Origin of the sequence: Chryseobacterium sp. R2ACT005, assembly GCF_049949215.1 — a bacterium.
GTDB lineage: Bacteria > Bacteroidota > Bacteroidia > Flavobacteriales > Weeksellaceae > Chryseobacterium.
This window is the reverse complement of the sequence record NZ_CP188192.1, coordinates 2,910,981-2,929,307: the sequence shown is the minus strand read 5'-3', so window position 1 is coordinate 2,929,307 and position 18,327 is coordinate 2,910,981. Positions and strand designations below refer to the sequence as shown.

The 18,327-nt window shown below is 36.8% G+C and carries 13 protein-coding genes; 12 read left to right on the top strand and 1 reads right to left on the bottom strand.

What is annotated here, in order from left to right:
- The first annotated feature begins 128 nt into the window (after nt 1-128).
- The 4 genes from ACPF63_RS13405 to ACPF63_RS13390 all read left to right on the top strand — a co-directional run bounded on the left by ACPF63_RS13405 (nt 129) and on the right by ACPF63_RS13390 (nt 7,843).
- Nucleotides 129-2,897, top strand: coding sequence for a SusC/RagA family TonB-linked outer membrane protein (locus ACPF63_RS13405; protein ID WP_426480250.1), 2,769 nt, complete (start codon nt 129-131; stop codon nt 2,895-2,897).
- A gap of 7 nt (nt 2,898-2,904) precedes the next feature.
- A complete protein-coding gene (locus ACPF63_RS13400) occupies nt 2,905-4,485 on the top strand; it encodes a RagB/SusD family nutrient uptake outer membrane protein (protein WP_426480249.1) in 1,581 nt (526 codons plus the stop codon).
- A 19-nt stretch (nt 4,486-4,504) separates the two neighbouring features.
- On the top strand, nt 4,505-5,608 hold the full coding sequence (locus ACPF63_RS13395; protein WP_426480248.1) for a SusE domain-containing protein: 1,104 nt from the start codon (nt 4,505-4,507) through the stop codon (nt 5,606-5,608).
- Nucleotides 5,609-5,686: 78 nt separating this feature from the next.
- Nucleotides 5,687-7,843 (top strand): glycoside hydrolase family 97 protein, encoded by a 2,157-nt coding sequence (locus ACPF63_RS13390; protein ID WP_426480247.1) that lies wholly within the window; start codon nt 5,687-5,689, stop codon nt 7,841-7,843.
- A 60-nt stretch (nt 7,844-7,903) separates the two neighbouring features.
- Here ACPF63_RS13390 and ACPF63_RS13385 read toward each other — a convergent pair whose 3' ends face one another.
- Complete coding sequence (locus ACPF63_RS13385; protein WP_077415000.1) at nt 7,904-8,887, bottom strand: sterol desaturase family protein; 984 nt, start codon at nt 8,885-8,887, stop codon at nt 7,904-7,906.
- A 202-nt stretch (nt 8,888-9,089) separates the two neighbouring features.
- On the opposite strand from ACPF63_RS13385, the gene ACPF63_RS13380 reads away from it, so the two are divergent.
- From ACPF63_RS13380 to purH, 8 genes are all read left to right on the top strand, one after another.
- The gene (locus tag ACPF63_RS13380) at nt 9,090-10,949 is read left to right on the top strand and encodes a glycoside hydrolase family 13 protein (RefSeq protein WP_426480246.1); all 1,860 of its coding nucleotides are present in this window, start codon (nt 9,090-9,092) and stop codon (nt 10,947-10,949) included.
- A gap of 9 nt (nt 10,950-10,958) precedes the next feature.
- On the top strand, nt 10,959-11,477 hold the full coding sequence (locus ACPF63_RS13375; protein WP_426480245.1) for a nuclear transport factor 2 family protein: 519 nt from the start codon (nt 10,959-10,961) through the stop codon (nt 11,475-11,477).
- Nucleotides 11,477-12,895 carry an MFS transporter gene (locus tag ACPF63_RS13370; protein WP_077414994.1) on the top strand — a complete coding sequence of 473 codons (1,419 nt, stop codon included), beginning with the start codon at nt 11,477-11,479 and terminating at the stop codon, nt 12,893-12,895. Before ACPF63_RS13375 ends, ACPF63_RS13370 begins: the two co-directional genes overlap by 1 nt.
- Nucleotides 12,896-13,312: 417 nt before the next feature.
- On the top strand, nt 13,313-14,041 hold the full coding sequence (locus ACPF63_RS13365) for a pirin family protein (RefSeq protein WP_077414992.1): 729 nt from the start codon (nt 13,313-13,315) through the stop codon (nt 14,039-14,041).
- Nucleotides 14,042-14,079: 38 nt separating this feature from the next.
- Nucleotides 14,080-14,631, top strand: coding sequence for an NADPH-dependent FMN reductase (locus tag ACPF63_RS13360; protein ID WP_426480244.1), 552 nt, complete (start codon nt 14,080-14,082; stop codon nt 14,629-14,631).
- A gap of 282 nt (nt 14,632-14,913) precedes the next feature.
- Nucleotides 14,914-15,906, top strand: coding sequence for a phosphoribosylformylglycinamidine cyclo-ligase (gene purM, locus ACPF63_RS13355; protein WP_077414988.1), 993 nt, complete (start codon nt 14,914-14,916; stop codon nt 15,904-15,906).
- 153 nt (nt 15,907-16,059) lie between these two features.
- A complete protein-coding gene (purN, locus tag ACPF63_RS13350; RefSeq protein WP_426480243.1) occupies nt 16,060-16,623 on the top strand; it encodes a phosphoribosylglycinamide formyltransferase in 564 nt (187 codons plus the stop codon).
- A 134-nt stretch (nt 16,624-16,757) separates the two neighbouring features.
- Nucleotides 16,758-18,275 carry a bifunctional phosphoribosylaminoimidazolecarboxamide formyltransferase/IMP cyclohydrolase gene (purH, locus tag ACPF63_RS13345; RefSeq protein ID WP_426480242.1) on the top strand — a complete coding sequence of 506 codons (1,518 nt, stop codon included), beginning with the start codon at nt 16,758-16,760 and terminating at the stop codon, nt 18,273-18,275.
- Nucleotides 18,276-18,327: the final 52 nt, after the last annotated feature.

The window sequence follows — 18,327 nt, the reverse complement described above, 5'->3', positions numbered from 1 at the left end:
TTCGTAATATACATAATTTTAACTAAAATTATATTAAAATTACGATAATTCTATTTTTTTTTTAAATTGCGAGTCTGGCTACAAGCCGAATTAAGACTGAAAAAACGAAACTATAAAAAAATATGATTGTGAATAATTTTACAACAGTATTGAAAATTGCGCCCGCTTTTTTATTGGCCAGCACAATAATGCATGCGCAGACTAAAGACTCTGTTCTTCAGGAGAAGAAAATTGAGGAAGTTGTATTAATCGGGTATGGAAAGCAGAAAAAATCTGATCTTACCGGTTCTATAACTTCAGTCACAGCAAAAGACTTCAACGGAGGAGCAACTTCTGCAGGGCAGCTGATCCAAGGTAAAACACCAGGGGTACAGATTACCAATAACAGTGGAGCACCAGGATCCGGAACCAAGATCCGGATAAGGGGAACATCTTCCTTGAATGGTGAGAATTCACCATTAATTGTGATTGATGGTGTGCCACAGGATTTTACAGGGATAAACGGAGCATCGGATCCTTTATCGCTTATTAACCCAAATGATATTGAAAGTTTTGATATCCTTAAAGACGCCTCGGCTACGGCAATTTATGGTAACAGGGCATCTAATGGTGTTATCTTAATTACGACTAAAAAAGGAACTGCAGGTAGATTAAAAGTTAACTTTTCAACTCTTACCACTGTTTCTACAAAAATGGATAATGTGAATGTCCTTGATGCTAATGAATACAGATCATTTGTAAATGATGTTGCAAAAACAAATGCTGCGGTTGCCAATAATGCATCAAGAATGGGTACGGCTAATACCAATTGGCAGGATCTTATTTATCAGAATGCATGGGGAACAGATAATAATCTAGCATTTTCAGGAGGTGTTAAATGGTTGCCATATCGTCTATCAATTGGATATAATGATCAAAATGGTATCGTAAAAACGAATTCTTTTAAAAGAACTTCTGTAGGATTAAATTTGAATCCTAAATTTTTTGATAATCATTTGAGCGTAAATGTAAATGCAAAAGGTACTTTCACTGACAATAGATTTACGGATGATAAAGTAATTAAGGCTGCTACATATTTTGATCCTACCCAACCTGTTTATTCGGGAAATACAAAATACGGAGGGTTTTATGAATGGACAGATCCTAATAATGATATTACTGGTCTTAATGTAAATGGGACCTCCAACCCAGTTGGTCTTTTAAATGGTGTACATGATGTGTCTTCTCTTTGGAGAGGATTAGGAAATATTCAATTAGATTATAAGTTACACTTTTTACCCGATTTGCATGTTAATGTAAATGCAGGTTATGACTATTCTAAAAGTAATGGTGCAAAAACAGTAAGCCCTTTATATAGAGCAGGAATTGGTGATTTAGGTACCTATAATCAATACACTATGGAGAAAAAGAATAAGTTGCTTGAAACTTATTTAAATTATCTTAAAACAATTTCTTCTATTTCTACTACTGTTGATCTTACTGCTGGATATGCTTATCAGGATTTTCATACAATCATCCCGGGATCAACTACTTTTAAAGGAAGAGGGCAAAATACATTTACCAATGATTTTGAAACGAAAAGTGTATTATTATCATTCTATGGTAGAGGTATTTTTACGATAGCTAATAAATATATTATTTCAGCTTCCATAAGAAGAGATGGATCTTCAAGATTCTATAATGGTACCAGCAGTAATGTCTGGGGGAACTTCCCAGGAGTTTCTGTTGCATGGAAAATTAATGAAGAAAACTTCCTGAAAGATACTGGGATCAACGTTTTAAAATTGAGAGCAGGCTGGGGTAAAACCGGACAGCAGGAACTTCCTACACTGGATACAAATAAGCCGAGAAACTATCCATCTTATGCTGCTTATAATTTGAGTTTTAGTGGAGCAGAATACCAGTTTGGGGATCAATTCTTTTTCATGATGAGACCTGAAATTTACAATCCAAATCTAGGTTGGGAGATAACGACAACAAAAAATGCTGGTATTGATTTTGGTTTTGCAAAAAACAGAATCACAGGTTCCATTGATATTTATCAGAAAGACACGAAGGACCTTATAGTAGATTCACCAATTGCAGCAGGAGATTTAAGTAATCATAACCTTTTGAATGTTGGTAACATGCAGACAAAAGGTATAGAAGCTTCAGTTGCATTTGTTCCTGTAAAAAAAGAAAATACAACATGGGAAGTATCTTTTAATGCAACACATTATAAATCCAAAATTACCAAGCTTATTAACGGAGCAGATTCTTCATATAGAATTCTGGTAGGAGGAATTGATGGTGGAGTGAATAATACAATTCAAGCTCACACCGTAGGACGTCAGCCTAATGCATTCTATGTATTCCAACAAGTGTATGACGCCAGTGGGAAACCATTGGATGGGGTCTATGTGGATAGAAACGGAGACGGTAAAATTGATGTTAATGACAGATATTATTATAAATCAACACAGCCGGATGCTATCATAGGATTTAATACTAAATTTTCCCACAATAACTGGGATATTGGCTTAAGTGCAAGAGCCGTATTAGGAAATTATGTATATAATAATGCGGCTTCCAACAGTTCTATTCAATCATTAACAACTAATAATTATCTGCAGAATGTGTATTCTACTGCAGCAGATTACAGATTTTCAAGCCCACAATATTTCTCCGATATTTTTGTAGAGAATGCTTCTTTCTTGAGATTAGATAATATTAATGCTGGGTATAATTTTAAAGATGTTTTCTATAAGGGTAGTAATATCAGAGTTTATGCAATGCTTCAAAATGTATTTGTAATTACCAAATATTCAGGGATAGATCCGGAAGTATTTGGAAATATAGACAATGGATATTATCAGATGCCAAAAGTGTATTCTTTAGGGTTTAACTTTCAATTTTAAGAGAAAAATGAAACAATTTAAAACAAATATAATAGCTGTTGCAGCCTTATTCAGTATTCTTACTGCAACATCTTGTGTGAATGATTTGGAGCAGCAGCCAATTACGGATGTTACTTCTGCCAGTGTATTTACTGATTTTGCAAATTACCCCTTAGCTTTAGCAAAAATTTATGGGGGATTTGCAAACGGAGGACAGAATACAAATGGAGGGAACTCAGATATTAACGGAATTGATGGTAACTTTTCACAATATACCAGAGTTTTATATACACTGCAGACACTGCCAACAGATGAAGCTGTGATCGCATGGAATGATGGTTCTTTACAAACTATTCATAAAATGACCTGGGATTCTTCCAGTGAGTTTGTGGAGGGAGCTTATTATAGAATTTTTACGCAAATTGCTACCAGTAATGAGTTTTTAAGAAACGTGACTGATGAAAAATTAGCATCGAATAATATTACTGGAACTAATTTGACGGAAGCAAAATATATGCGGGCGGAAGCAAGATATCTTCGTGCATTATCATATTATTATGCACTGGATTTGTTTGGAAATGTACCTTTTGTAGACGAAAGTTATTTGCCGGGCTCAGTTACTCCCCCTAAAAGAATTACCAGGGCAGAGTTATTTAACTTTATAGAAAGTGAATTGCTTGCAGTATCCGGAGACCTGAAAGACCCTAAAGCAAATGTTTACGCAAGAGTTGATAAAGCTGCTGCATGGGCTTTATTGGCTCGTCTGTATCTTAATTCTCAGGTTTATAATGGATCTAATCATTATACAGACTGTATTACGTATTGTAATAAAATAATTCAGTCAGGGTATTCTTTGAAAACAAAATTTGCAGATTTATTCCTTGCGGATAATGATAAAAATAATCCTGAAGTTATTCTTCCAATTGCATTCGACGGTGTTCATATTCAGACATCAGGGGGTACCACTTATCTGATTCATGCCGGAGTAGGAGGAAGTATGCCTGCTTCAAGCTTCGGGATCAGTGGAGGCTGGGGAGGTCTAAGAACTACAAAAGCTTATGTGAATTTATTTGCAGGATCTCCTTCGGATCAGAGAGGTAATTTCTATACGGATGGACAAAATCTTGAAATCAATGACCTAGGAGTCTTTACTGATGGGTATGGTTTTGTTAAATACAAAAACCTGACAAGCGCAGGAAAACCAGGATCTGATGCTGCAGGTAACTTCTGCGATACAGATGTTCCATTATTCAGGCTGGCTGATGTTTATTTAATGTATGCAGAAGCTACTTTAAGAGGTGGAAGTGGTGGAAATGCTGCTACAGCCCTTGGATATGTAAACGCTCTAAGAACACGTGCAGGCGCCGGAACCGTTGCTTCAATTAATACAGATTATATACTGGATGAGAGAGGAAGAGAACTTGGATGGGAAATGACAAGAAGAACAGACCTTATCCGTTATGGTAAATTTACGACTGCTTCATATTTATGGCCTTGGAAAGGAGGTGTTAAAGACGGAAAAAGTGTAGAAGACTATAGAAATCTTTATCCTATTCCTGCAAAAGATATTATTGCTAATCCAAACCTGGTTCAAAATCCTGGATATTAATTTAAAAAAATTGATTACAATGAAAAATTTATTTAAAATATTTACACTTCTTGTTTTAGGATTTTTAGTTGTTTCCTGTGAGAAAGATGAAGATAGAGCAGTATTGGGAAATCCTTCCGCGTCTAGTCTTACTTCAGATAAAACAAGCTTGGTTTTACTTAAAGATAATGCTTCACAGCCTGCAGTTACATTCAATTGGAAAGCTCCAGATTATGGCGTTGCGGTTGCTCAGAAGAATCAGCTTCAGATTGCTGTTAAAGGAACTAACTTTGCTAATCCTAAAAATGTAGATATGAATGATGGGGCAACTAAAGTAACATTTACAGTAGCTGATTTTAATAACTATGTATTAGATGCAGGTTTGATTCCTGAAACAGCAGCTGATGTGGAAGTGAGACTTTCTTCAAAACTAGGAGAGAATACAGCAATTACTTCTAACGCTGTTACCATTACAGTAACACCTTATACGACTGCTTATCCGTCATTTTATCTTGTAGGTGATGCCTCTGCTGTGGGCTGGAATGCAGCTACAGCACAGCTTCTTTATAAAAAAGACAATTATTCTACAATATATACTTATCTGGAAAATGGAAAATCATTTAGATTTTTGGGACAACAGGATTGGAGTCCTCTCAATTATAGTTTAGATGCTGCAGGGATGAGTTATAAGTATTTTAAAACCTGGTCAAACAATTTATTGGCATCACCAGCTGAAAATATTCAGTTTACTGGAACAACAGGAATGTATAAAATAGTTATTGATGCAGACGCTACACAAAAATCAATTACTGTAACTCCATCACCTGTTAATAATTGGAATCCTGCAAATATGTATCTGGTAGGCACTATTAACGGATGGAATGCTGCTACTGCAATTCCAATGAATAGTTTAGGAAATGGAAAATTTGAACATACAATTGCTCTTCCGGCAGCTTCTGAATTTAAATTTCTTGGTCAGCAGAGTTTCGGCGATTTAGACTGGGGTAATATAACAGCTGATGGAAATACAGGATACTTGGGGCCAAAAGGAAGTAATGGAAATATCAAGTTTGACGGTACAGGAGGAAATTATAAAATTACAGTAGATGTTAAACTAGGAGTTTATACAATAAAACCATTATAATAAATTAATCTGATAATAAAGCAAAGTGCTGCTTTATCGCAGCACTTTATCTATTTTTAAAGTTAATAAATAGTCATTATGAAGAAAATTACAGTTGGAGCGCTTTTGCTCTCAATGATGTTTACAGGTGTGAAAGCCCAATCTTTAAAATCTCCGGACGGGAAGTTTGAAATGAGTTTTCAGCTGAAAGAAGGAGTACCTTACTATAACCTGAAATACAACGGTGCAGTAGTAGTTGAAGATTCTAAATTGGGATTGAGATTATTTAAAGACACAGCCATAAAATTTGCTTCTGAAATAGCCAAATCAGAAGATGCAAAATACGATCTGAATAACGGTTTTGCAAAAACAGATGAAAAAAGAGACTCCAAAAATGAAACCTGGCAGCCGGTTTTAGGAGAAAAGAAAAACTATATCAATCATTACAACGAGCTGGCGGTTACCCTTAATCAGGCTTCTACAGACAGAAGTATTGTGGTAAAGTTCAGATTGTTTAATGATGGATTAGGATTCCGATATGAATTCCCACAGCAAAAGAACCTTAATTATTTTGTGATCAGAGAAGAAGACTCTGAAATCGATTTCCCTACCGACATGAAAGCATGGTGGATGGTAGCAGATTATGACTCTCAGGAATACCAGTATCAGGAAACAAAAGTTTCTGAAATTCCTTCAAAATGGGACAAAGCATTTGATGCGAATGCTTCACAGTCATTGGTGAAAAATGCAGTTCAGTCTCCGCTGATGCTTAAAAAAGAAGGAAAAGAGCCTTTATATATCAACGTTGCTGAAGCTGCGGTATTAGATTATCCGGCTTCACACCTGGAAGTAGATGCTCAGAATTATAAATTCAAAACGCATTTGACGGCTGACAGACAGGGAGCAAAAGGATATATTCAAACGCCGTCAGTAACCCCTTGGAGAACAATTATTGTAGCTCCGAAAGCAGAGCAGGTAATGGATTCTAAAATGATCTTTAACCTTAATGAGCCTACAAAATACACCGATACTTCTTACATTCACCCTACAAAATACATGGGGGTCTGGTGGGAAATGATCATCGGGAAATCTCAGTGGGCATATTCTACTGCTGAAAATGTTCATTTAGGTAAAACAGATTTTGCTAAATTGACTCCAAACGGAAAACACGCTGCAAACAATACAAAAGTTAAAGAATATATTGACTTTGCTGCAGAAAACGGATTCCAGGGATTATTGATTGAAGGCTGGAATATCGGCTGGGAAGACTGGTTCGGACACTCAAAAGAATTTGTTTTCGATTTCATTACCCCTTACCCGGATTTCGATATCAAAATGTTGAATGAATATGCGCATTCAAAAGGAATTAAGCTGATCATGCACCATGAAACTTCAGGTTCTGCAACAAACTACGAAAGATGGGCAGATAAAGCATTCCAAACGATGAATAAATACGGTTATGATGCTGTGAAAACAGGATATGTAGGAGATATCATTCCTAGAGGAGAACACCATTACTCTCAATGGACCATTAATCATTATTATAGAATTGCAGAAAAAGCAAACGACTATAAAATCATGGTGAATTCTCACGAATCCGTACGTCCTACAGGAGAAAGCCGTACCTACCCGAACTACATCTCTGCAGAAGCAGCACGTGGAACAGAATATGAAGCATTCGGAGGAAACAAGCCTGATCACCAGACAGTTCTTCCGTTTACAAGATGGATGGGAGGTTCTATGGATTATACACCAGGTATTTTCCAGACGAAGTTAGACTATTATTTCCCTGGAGATAACCGTTTCGTAAAAACTACTCTGGTAAAACAATTGGCTCTTTATGTAACCATGTATATGCCGCTTCAGATGGCTGCAGATCTTCCTGAAAACTACAAAAAGCATATGGATGCATTCCAGTTTATCAAGGATGTAGCAGCAGATTGGGATGATACAAAAATCTTATCCGCTGAACCTGGTGATTATGTGATTACAGCAAGAAAAGCAAAAGGAACTGAAAACTGGTTTGTAGGAGGTATTACCGATGAAAACAAACGTGAATATACGGTAGACTTCTCATTCCTGGATAAAGGAAAGAAATATGAAGCAACGATCTATGAAGATGGAAAAGATGCTGATTATATTGATAATCCTCAAAGCTATAATATCTATAAGAAAGAAATTACAGCCAAGTCAAAAATTAATTTTAAAATGGTAAGAAGCGGCGGTTTCGCAATTTCTATTAAGCCTGTAAAATAATTTGAAGATACACTAAGGTGCCCCGGATCATTGAATTTTCAGGATCCGGGGTTATCTTTTTTACTTATCCAATGCTTCAGTATATTCATATTCTGTTTCTGGAACTGGCTCTTTTTTTACCGCAGAAGTCTTATTTTTTATTTTCTCAAGATATTCCTTTTGAAACTGCTTTACTGTTTTACCTGTACCGTCATGCCTCCATCCCGGGGAGTTAAAAAGATACTTAACACGGTCTTTGAAGGAAAGTCCCGGCTGCCTGATATCTTTTCCTATTCTTCGCCATTCATAGAATAGAGTTGTTGCCGGATCTTTAGACTCCATCTTAGGATAAATGCCATATTTCACAGGAACCTCAGGATCCTCCTTTTCGAATGTTCCAAAAATCTTATCCCAGATAATGAGCCCCATTCCCATATTACGGTCCAGATATTTGATATTACAAGCATGATGTACTCTATGATGAGAAGGAGTAACCAGGATATATTCTAAAAATCCCATGCTTTTAATAGATTGTGTATGAACAAAAGTGCCATAAATCTGTATAGCAGAATACGCAACCAGAATATGCCATGGATGAAAGCCCATAAATGCTAATGGAGAGAAAAACAAATACCTGTACAAAGGTTGAAAAACAGGACTTCTGAATCCCGTACTGATGTTAAAATAATCAGAATTGTGATGGGTAATATGTACAGCCCAGAAGACACGCGAGTGATGATCTACATAATGATGAACATAATAAGCGAAATCCTGAGCGAGAAATACAGCAATCCAATACCAGATTCCCTCTTGCCAGTCGAAAATACGGTGATGATAAAAAAACATCATGACAAACAAAGAGAACCCTTTCATGATGATATCTAACCCATAGTTGAGCAAAGCAAAAAGAACATTGGTTGCTACATCTTTAGTTTCGTAAATTTTCTCTTTATTAAAGTGGCTGTAAGCCATTTCTACAAAAATAATCACAGCAAACACAGGGATGGTCCATGTGTAAACAACATCTGGCCCCTCAGCTTGGAACATACTACTGAAATCAAACATTTTTTCTGTAAAACTAAAAATAAAAAGGGGGATAAATTAACTTTTAGGATGAATTTTTTATGAAAAATTTAAGTTTTTTCTCTAAAAGTTAAAAAATGAATGCCAAATTTTGAAAAATTGCAGTTGTCAGGATGAAAAAAAGGGACATTCTACTATATTTTGAATGTTTATATGAAAATTAAATGCTAAATTGAACACTAATATGAAGACAATATTTGCAGCATTAGCCCTTTCAATAGCTTCTGCAGCCTTTTCCCAAAAAGTGTTGGAAAAAATAGAGCCGGCTTTCTGGTGGAAAGGAATGAAAAATCCCGAACTTCAGATTCTTGTGTATGGAAAAAACGTTGCCCATAACGAGATTGCACTTTCAGATGGAATACAGATCAAAGACATCCGGAAAGTTGATAATCCGAATTATGTTTTTATTACTGTAAACACCAACGAAATAAATGTTCCGAAGTTTACTATTACGATTAAAAAAGGCAATAAAAATCTAAGTTCCTATGCCTATGAACTGAAGCAAAGGAATCCCGGATCTGCCAACCGCGAATCGTTTACCTCAAAAGATGTTATGTATCTTATCATGCCGGATCGCTTTGCCAATGGCAATGAAAAAAATGATTCAAGACCGGAACTTACAGAAAAAGCAGATCGCACTCTGCCTAATGGAAGACATGGCGGAGATCTCAGCGGTATCATCAATCATCTTGACTATATTCAGAATCTGGGAGCTACAGCAGTCTGGCTGACTCCGGTAAATGAAGACAATGAAAAAGTGTATTCTTATCACGGATATGCCCAGACAGATCTGTATAAAATTGATGGCCGATACGGAACGAATGAGGATTATAAAACTTTATCCAAAGAGCTGAATAAACGAAATATGATGCTGGTGATGGATTATGTGACCAATCATTGGGGTGGCTCACACTGGATGATCAAAGACCTTCCTTCAAAAGACTGGATACATTGGTTTGATGAAGGCGAGAAAGGATTTAAACGTTCCAATTATAAAACGACAACGCAATTCGATACCAATGCTTCAGATATTGATAAAAAATATGCGCTGGACGGATGGTTTGACACCACCATGCCGGATATTAATCAAAAAAATCCACTGGTTCTGAAATATCTCATTCAAAATGCAATCTGGTGGATAGAATATGCAGAATTGGGAGGGTTCCGTGTGGATACCTATCCTTATAACGATAAAGATGCCATGTCAAAATGGGCTAAGGCCATTACCGATGAATATCCGAAATTCAATATCGTTGGAGAAACCTGGCTTTATACGGCAGCACAAATTGCAGCATGGCAGAAAAATTCGAAAATAGGAGAAATAGAAGGATACAATTCAAATTTGCCCTCGGTAATGGATTTTATGCTGTTTGAAAATATGCCTAAAGCTCTTAAAGAAAAAGAAGGTTGGGATAAAGGCATGATCCGGATTTACGATTCCTTTACCAGTGATTTCCTTTATCGGGATATCAATAATCTCCTGGTTTTCTTTGAAAATCATGACACAGAAAGATGGAATGAAATCTTTAATGCAAATCCTGATGCTTACAAAATAGGACTTACTCTGATCTCAACAGTAAGGGGAACTCCACAGATCTATTACGGATCAGAAATAGGAATGAGAGGAGATAAGACGAAAGGAGGTGATGCAGATATCCGGAGAGATTTTCCGGGAGGCTGGAAGTCTGATTCTCAGAATGCCTTCAATCCATCTGCTCAGACTCAGGAGCAAAAAGAATTTTTCCAGTTTACTCAAAAATTATTAAACTGGAGAAAAGGCAAAGACGTAATCCATAATGGGAAAACTAAAAATTTCGTTCCTCAGGATGGAGTTTTTGTATACTTCAGATACAATGAAAAAGAAAGTGTAATGGTGGTCATCAACAATAATGAAAAAGATCAGACGTTAGACTTGAAAAGATTTGCCGAATCGCTTAATGGATTTACAAAAGGAAAAGAAGTTATTTCAGGAAAAGAATTTATGTTGCAAAATACTATAAATGTTTCTGCAAAAACTCCATTCATCATTGAACTTGAAAAATAATTAATACATATGAAAAAACTAACGACTGCTTATACATTAATCCTTTTTGTACTGGGATTTTCTTTATTGAATGCTCAGTCGAAGACCGTATTTGAAAAAGAAAAATCGGAAATCAGTACTATGCTGGATGCATTCAACGTAGCTGCGGCAAAAGCAGATTACAATGCATATTTTAATTTCTTTGCGGATGAATCTACCTTCATTGGAACAGACGCTACCGAAATATGGAATAAAAAAGAATTCATGGTATGGGCAAAACCTTATTTCGACAAAAAGAAAACCTGGAATTTTAAAGCCCTTAAAAGAAATATTTACTTCAGCAAAGATGGAAAACTGGCGTGGTTCGATGAACTATTGGATACCCAGATGAAAATATGCAGAGGTTCCGGAGTGGTAGAAAAAATCAACGGAAGCTGGAAGGTAAAACAATACGTTCTTTCTGTGACTGTTCCTAATGAGGTGGTAGATAAAGTGGTGGTTGAAAAAACACCTATCGAAGATGCATTAATTCAAAAACTGAGGTCATAATGGCAGAAATGGTAGGGAGATATGATTCGGGGCCATTTGGAAAAAGAAAAAAACCAAACTTATCCATGCTCCAGATTATTAACATGAGTATGGGATTCCTTGGAATTCAAATGGCGTTCGGATTACAAAATGGAAATGCAAGCCGTATTCTTGGTAATTTAGGAGCCGATGTTCATGAGTTATCCTGGTTCTGGCTCGTTGCTCCCGTTACAGGTTTGATTGTTCAGCCTATCATCGGGCATATGGGAGACAATACCTGGAGTCCATTGGGAAGAAGAAAACCTTATTTCCTGATTGGAGCTGTTTTGTGTGCAATAGGATTGGTTCTACTTCCTAATGCAGCTTCCGTTACTCAAATGTTTGCCGCCAATGCGCTTTTGTTAGCTGTAATATTCCTCGCCATGATGGATGCTTCCGTAAATATTGCAATGGAGCCTTTCCGTGCTTTGGTAGGAGATATGCTTCCGAAACATCAGGGGACAATAGGATTTTCGGTGCAGACCATTCTGATTGGAATCGGAGCTGTATTGGGCTCTTATCTGCCGGATTGGTTAACGAAAATGGGAATTTCCAACGAAGCCCCGGCGGGATTTGTGGCAGATAACGTTATTTACTCCTTTTATATAGGGGCAGGATTGCTTATCATCTCAATTTTGTACACCATCATGACAACCAGAGAGTATTCTCCACAGGAATTCGCTGATTTTGAAGATGGAAAAGAGGTAGAACAACAGGAGTCTAAGTTTTCAGATATCTTCAAAGATTTTGCTGCAATTCCTACACAGATGAAAAAGCTGGGAATCGTTCAGTTCTTTTCCTGGTTTGCATTATTTACCATGTGGGTATTTACGACCAGTGCACTGGCAACACATCATTTTGGACTTTCTCCGGAAGATACCCACTCCAAAGCATTTAATGATGCAGGGGATTTAACAGGGAAGCTTTTCGGAATGTACAATCTGTGGGCAATTCCGTTTGCATTTCTATTGACACCCATAGCGAAACTGATCGGTAAAAAGCAGACTCATGCCTTAGCTTTATTGTGTGGAGGTGTTGGACTTGTTTCAATGTATTTCATTAAAGATGTCAATAACCTATGGATCTCTATGATCGGTTTAGGATTTGCTTGGGCAAGTATCCTGGCAATGCCTTATGCTATGCTTATTGAAGTCATTCCACAAAGAAAAATGGGGGTCTATATGGGAATATTCAATTTCTTTATTGTGATTCCGCAGATCATCAATGGACTATTCGGAGGTCCGGTTGTAAGTGGTGTTTTCGGAAAACAAGCGATGGATTATGTCGTTGTAGGTGGTGTTTGCATGCTGATAGGAGCTGTAGTGACCATGATTTTTGTTAAATCAGAAGATGAAACCCCTAAGGAAATTGAAGAAGAAATCAAGCAGGTACATTTTTAAAAATTGAATAAATTTAAATTCAAAATATCAATAGGAGCGGGCTTTAGCCCGCTTTTCTTTTAAGGTGTTTATTAATTGGCTTTAGCCGAAACACATATTTATAATAAATAACAGAATGTAATAGTCTCCCACAGATTTCACAAATGACACAGAGGTTTGCGTTTACTTATATAATCTATTTAGTCCATTCAATTATGAAGTAAGAAGTAAATAGTATACAGTTTGAAATTTTATCGCAGATAAAATCCTTGCGCCCTAAAACATATGGAATATAAAAATCTTTGCGCCTTAGCGTTTCCAACCCATCCACCATTTTTACTTTCTCAACTCTTTTACCCCATAAACTTCCTTTCTTACCCTACATCAACTTTTAAACTGCCTGCATGTCTTACATTTGTACCATAAATAATCACAGAAATGAAAACAGTATATCATAAAGCAGATTCAAGAGGCCATGCCAATCACGGATGGTTAAATTCCTACCATACATTCAGTTTTGCCAACTATCAAAACAGAGACAGAACGAATTTTGGTGTTTTAAGAGTATTAAACGATGACACCGTTTCTCAGGGAATGGGATTCGGAACGCACCCGCACAGGGATATGGAAATTATTTCCATTCCTTTGGAAGGAGATTTGGAACATAAAGATTCAATGGGAACTACAGCTGTGATCAAAAAAGGAGAAATCCAGGTGATGAGTGCCGGAACAGGTGTTAAGCACAGTGAATATAATAAAAATAAAGATGAAGAGGTAAAGTTTCTACAGATCTGGGTTTTCCCAAAAGAACTGGATGTTGAACCGAGATATGATCAAAAAAGTATCAAGGAAGGTGAAAAGATTAACGGATTCCAACAGATTTTATCTCCTAATAAAAATGATGAAGGAGTTTGGATTCATCAGGATGCATGGTTTAATTTAGCCAATTTTACAAAAGGAAACGGCAAAAATTATATGCTTAACAAAAAAGGAAACGGAGTTTATGCGTTTGTGTTGAAAGGAAGCGCAAAAATAGGAGACCGTGTTCTGAATGAAAGAGACGGATTGGGAATCTGGGATACTCAGAGCTTTAACATCGAAGCGGTGGAAGACACTGAAGTATTATTAATGGAAGTACCAATGGAACTGCCGTCATATCTTAAATAAAAAACTAAATTTGTAATCTTAAAAAATAAATCTCACCTATGAAAATTTTAGCAATAGCAGGAAGCAACTCGGAAGTTTCAATGAACAAGCAGTTGGTTGCCTATGCATCCACATTATTTGAAAATGCAGAAGTAGAAGTAGTAGATCTGAATCCTTTTGAAATGCCAATCTATAAGCATGAAAGAGAATTAGCAAGTGGAGTTCCTCAGGAAGCTCATGACTTTGCTGCCAAAATTGACGGTGCCAACGTACTATTGGTGGCTTTAGCAGAACATAACGGAACCTATTCTACAGCATTCAAAAATGTGTTCGACTGGGTATCAAGAATCAAAGACAGAACGGTTTGGAATGAAGTGCCAATGCTATTGATGTCTACAGCTCCGGGAGGTAGAGGGGGAGCAGGAGTTTTGGAAGCTGCATCAAAGCGTTTTCCTTTCCATGGAGGAAATGTGGTGGAAACTTTTTCACTTCCTTTCTTTAATGATAATTTTGACAAAGGAACTCAAAAAATTTCTAATGAAGAGAAAATCAATGAGTTAAAAGAAAAAATAAACAAGATTGCGGCTATTGAAACCATCCTTGAAAAATAGAATTTGAATATTCATTTAAAATTACTATTTTTGCAAAAAGAAAAGAGATGAAAATTCAGACCTCCTATAAACAATGTTTTTCTCATAAAGGGAAAATTGTGGGCTCTGAAATTCTGAGATAAAATAACGGCCGATAATCTGAAAAGATTGTCGGCTTTTTTGTTTTCTAAAATCAAGTATAAAAGTAATTGAAATATTAAAAGATAAAAAGACATAAGACATCAGATGCAAGACAAGTAATCATCTGAAATCTGAATCCGATATCTAAAAATCTAAGCAGACATGAGCAACACTTACAAATCAGCAGGAGTAGACAAAGAAGAAGGATACAAAACGGTTGACAAGATCAAAAAAGCGGTCGGTGAAACCCACAATTCCAATGTACTGAACCACTTGGGAAGTTTTGGTGCTTTCTATGAGATCGGTGGATACAAAAATCCTGTTCTTGTATCAGGAACAGATGGAGTAGGAACAAAGCTGAAAGTAGCTTTAGATACTAAAAAATATGATTCTATTGGTGTAGATTGTTTCGCAATGTGTGCCAATGATATTCTTTGCCACGGAGCAAAACCTTTATTTTTCCTTGATTATCTGGCTTGCGGAAAGCTTGATTCAGAAATTGCGGCAGAAATTGTTTTAGGAATGGTAGCAGCTTGTAAAGATAACAACTGTGCATTGATTGGTGGAGAGACTGCTGAAATGCCGGGAATGTATCAGCCTGGAGATTATGATGTTGCAGGATTCTGCGTAGGAATCGTAGAAAAAGATCAGATTATTGATGGTTCTAAGATTCAGGCAGGTAATAAAATTATTGCATTACCAAGCTCTGGATTCCACTCAAACGGATTCTCTTTAGTAAGAAAGGTATTCCCGAACTTTGAAGAAGAATTTGAAGGAAAACCTTTATATGAAACACTTTTAGTTCCTACAAGACTATACTATAAAGATATTCATAAAGTATTGGAAGAAGTGAAAGTAGAAGGAATTGCTCACATCACAGGAGGCGGTCTTTACGAAAACGTTCCAAGAATTATTCCAGAAGGACTTTGTGCTTCTATTGACGAATCGAAAATCAGAATTCCTAGTGTAATGCTTGAATTGGAAAAGAGAGGTGAAGTAGCCCGTGAGGAAATGTACGGAACATTCAATATGGGGGTAGGGATGATCATTGTAGTGAATGCGGATCATGCTGAAAAAATCTTACACCTTTTAGATGATGCTTACGAAATCGGAGAAATCACAGAAGGAAGCGAAAAGATAGATTTAAAATTTTAGGAGCTTAATCCCGCTTTCCGCTGTATCTTTTTCGTCACGGCCTCCGCTTCGCTGCGGCCGCAACGAAAAAAGGATGTCGCTGCAATCGGGGCTAGTTAACAATATTCAAAGCCTTGTCAAGGTTCTAGACCTTGACAAGGCTGCCAAAAAAATATGAAGAACATCGTTGTACTTGTATCCGGTTCAGGAACCAATCTGCAGAGAATCATTGATACCATTGACGCTGGAGAAATCCAGAATGCAAAAGTATCTTTGGTAGTGGCTGACAGAGAGTGTTTCGGACTGGAAAGAGCAAAGAATCACAATATAGAAAGCATACTCATTCCAAGAGGAAAGAATTTCAGCAGTGAACTGGCTAAAGTAATCCCTGAAAATACAGATCTTATTGTATTGGCAGGATTTTTATCCATCTTAAAATCTGAATTCTGCGAAAACTGGAATGGTAAAATAATCAATATTCATCCTGCTTTGCTTCCGAAATTCGGAGGAAAAGGAATGTGGGGAATGAACGTTCATAATGCAGTTATTGAAGCTAAAGAAGCAGAGAGTGGGGCCACTGTACATTTTGTAACGCCGGGCATTGATGAAGGAGAAGCTATTCTTCAGAAATCTTTTGAAGTAACCGCTGACGATACTCCGGAAACATTGGCTCAGAAAGTTCACAAGATTGAATATGAAATATTTCCAATAGCGATCAATAAGGTCCTGGGAAACTGATAATGTAACAATTGGGCGATCATTTAATCGTTACATTTAATAAAAAAGAAATCTAAGTAAATAAAGTAAATTCGGAGGTGAAAGACCCGGATACAGTTTGAAATAGCTGTAAAAAGTAAAAAATTGAAAGTAAAATGAGTAAAAAGAGAGTTTTAATCAGTGTTTCTGACAAAAGTGGATTAATAGAATTCGCGCAGTTTTTGGAAGCTCAGAATTATGAGTTGATCTCTACAGGAGGAACGTTCAAACATTTGAAAGACGCTGGTTTAAATCCTATTCAGATTGATGAGGTAACCAATTTCCCTGAAATGTTGGATGGAAGAGTGAAAACTTTACACCCGAAAGTTCACGGTGGATTGCTGGCTGTTCGTAACAATGAAGAGCACATGAAAACCGTTCAGGAACACGGAATTGGTCTGATTGACATGGTGATCGTAAACCTTTACCCTTTCTTTGAAAATGTGAACAAAAACATTTCTTTACACGAAAAGGTAGAATTTATTGATATCGGAGGTCCTTCAATGCTTCGTTCTGCAGCGAAAAACTTTGATTCTGTTACCGTAATTACAGATGTGGAAGATTACACAACTGTAAAACTGGAAATGGAACAAAACGGTGATACGTACATTGAGACCCGTAAAAAGCTTGCAGGAAAAGTATTCAACCTTACCTCTGCATATGATGCAGCTATTTCAAGAATGCTTTTAGACGAAGAATATCCTACGTATTTAAATGCTTCTTATAAAAAAGTTGCTGACTTAAGATACGGAGAAAACCCTCACCAGACTGCAGCTTACTATGTTTCTACTTTCGAGAATGGAGCGATGAAAGACTTTGAACAGCTTGGTGGTAAAGAACTTTCTTTCAACAATCTTCGTGATATGGACCTTTGCTGGAAAGTTGTAACGGAGTTCAAAGAAGAAATGGCTTGTTGTGCTGTAAAACACTCTACTCCTTGTGGAGTTGCTATCGGAACTTCAGCATTGGAAACTTACCAGAAAACATTTGAATGTGATCCGGTTTCCATCTTTGGCGGAATTGTTGCAATGAACTATAAAATTGATGCAGCGACAGCGGAAGAACTGAACAAAACATTCCTTGAGATTGTAATGGCTCCTGAATTTGATGAAGAAGCTCTTGAAGTTTTAAGAAAAAAGAAAAACTTAAGAATTATCAAAATCGTAAACCCTGTTTCTGACAAACAGACTTGGGTGAAAGTAGATGGTGGTATTCTGGTTCAGGATAATGATACTTACTTCTCTGACGATATCAAAGTCGTTACAGAAGTACAGCCTACAGAAGAGCAGAAAAAAGCTTTACTTTTCTCTCAGAGAGTTGTAAAATATGTGAAATCAAATGCTATTGTAGTTTCCAACGGAATTCAGGCATTCGGTATCGGCGGCGGACAGGTAAACAGAATCTGGGCAACTCAGCAGGCTATCGAAAGAGCAAAAGAAAAATTCTCCGGAGATTTGGTATTGGCTTCAGATGCATTTTTCCCTTTCCGTGATGTGGTAGATTTCTGCGCTCAGGAAGGTATCAAGGCGATTATTCAGCCAGGTGGAAGTGTAAAAGATCAGGATAGTGTGGAAGCTGCAAATGAGCACGGTATCCCAATGATGTTTACAGGTGTTAGACACTTTTTCCACTAATTAAAATAGAATTAAAAAATAATTAGGGATTGTATTTTTAGCATTCAAAATT

Bases quoted from the DNA above. Each gene is read 5' to 3' on its own strand.
- ACPF63_RS13385 (WP_077415000.1), bottom strand. From the start codon at position 8,887: ATGTTTGATTTCAGTAGTATGTTCCAAGCTGAGGGGCCAGATGTTGTT.
- purM (WP_077414988.1), top strand. From the start codon at position 14,914: ATGAGCAACACTTACAAATCAGCAGGAGTAGACAAAGAAGAAGGATAC.
- ACPF63_RS13390 (WP_426480247.1), top strand. From the start codon at position 5,687: ATGAAGAAAATTACAGTTGGAGCGCTTTTGCTCTCAATGATGTTTACA.
- ACPF63_RS13380 (WP_426480246.1), top strand. From the start codon at position 9,090: ATGAAGACAATATTTGCAGCATTAGCCCTTTCAATAGCTTCTGCAGCC.
- ACPF63_RS13365 (WP_077414992.1), top strand. From the start codon at position 13,313: ATGAAAACAGTATATCATAAAGCAGATTCAAGAGGCCATGCCAATCAC.
- purH (WP_426480242.1), top strand. From the start codon at position 16,758: ATGAGTAAAAAGAGAGTTTTAATCAGTGTTTCTGACAAAAGTGGATTA.
- purN (WP_426480243.1), top strand. From the start codon at position 16,060: ATGAAGAACATCGTTGTACTTGTATCCGGTTCAGGAACCAATCTGCAG.
- ACPF63_RS13375 (WP_426480245.1), top strand. From the start codon at position 10,959: ATGAAAAAACTAACGACTGCTTATACATTAATCCTTTTTGTACTGGGA.
- ACPF63_RS13370 (WP_077414994.1), top strand. From the start codon at position 11,477: ATGGCAGAAATGGTAGGGAGATATGATTCGGGGCCATTTGGAAAAAGA.
- ACPF63_RS13360 (WP_426480244.1), top strand. From the start codon at position 14,080: ATGAAAATTTTAGCAATAGCAGGAAGCAACTCGGAAGTTTCAATGAAC.
- ACPF63_RS13395 (WP_426480248.1), top strand. From the start codon at position 4,505: ATGAAAAATTTATTTAAAATATTTACACTTCTTGTTTTAGGATTTTTA.
- ACPF63_RS13400 (WP_426480249.1), top strand. From the start codon at position 2,905: ATGAAACAATTTAAAACAAATATAATAGCTGTTGCAGCCTTATTCAGT.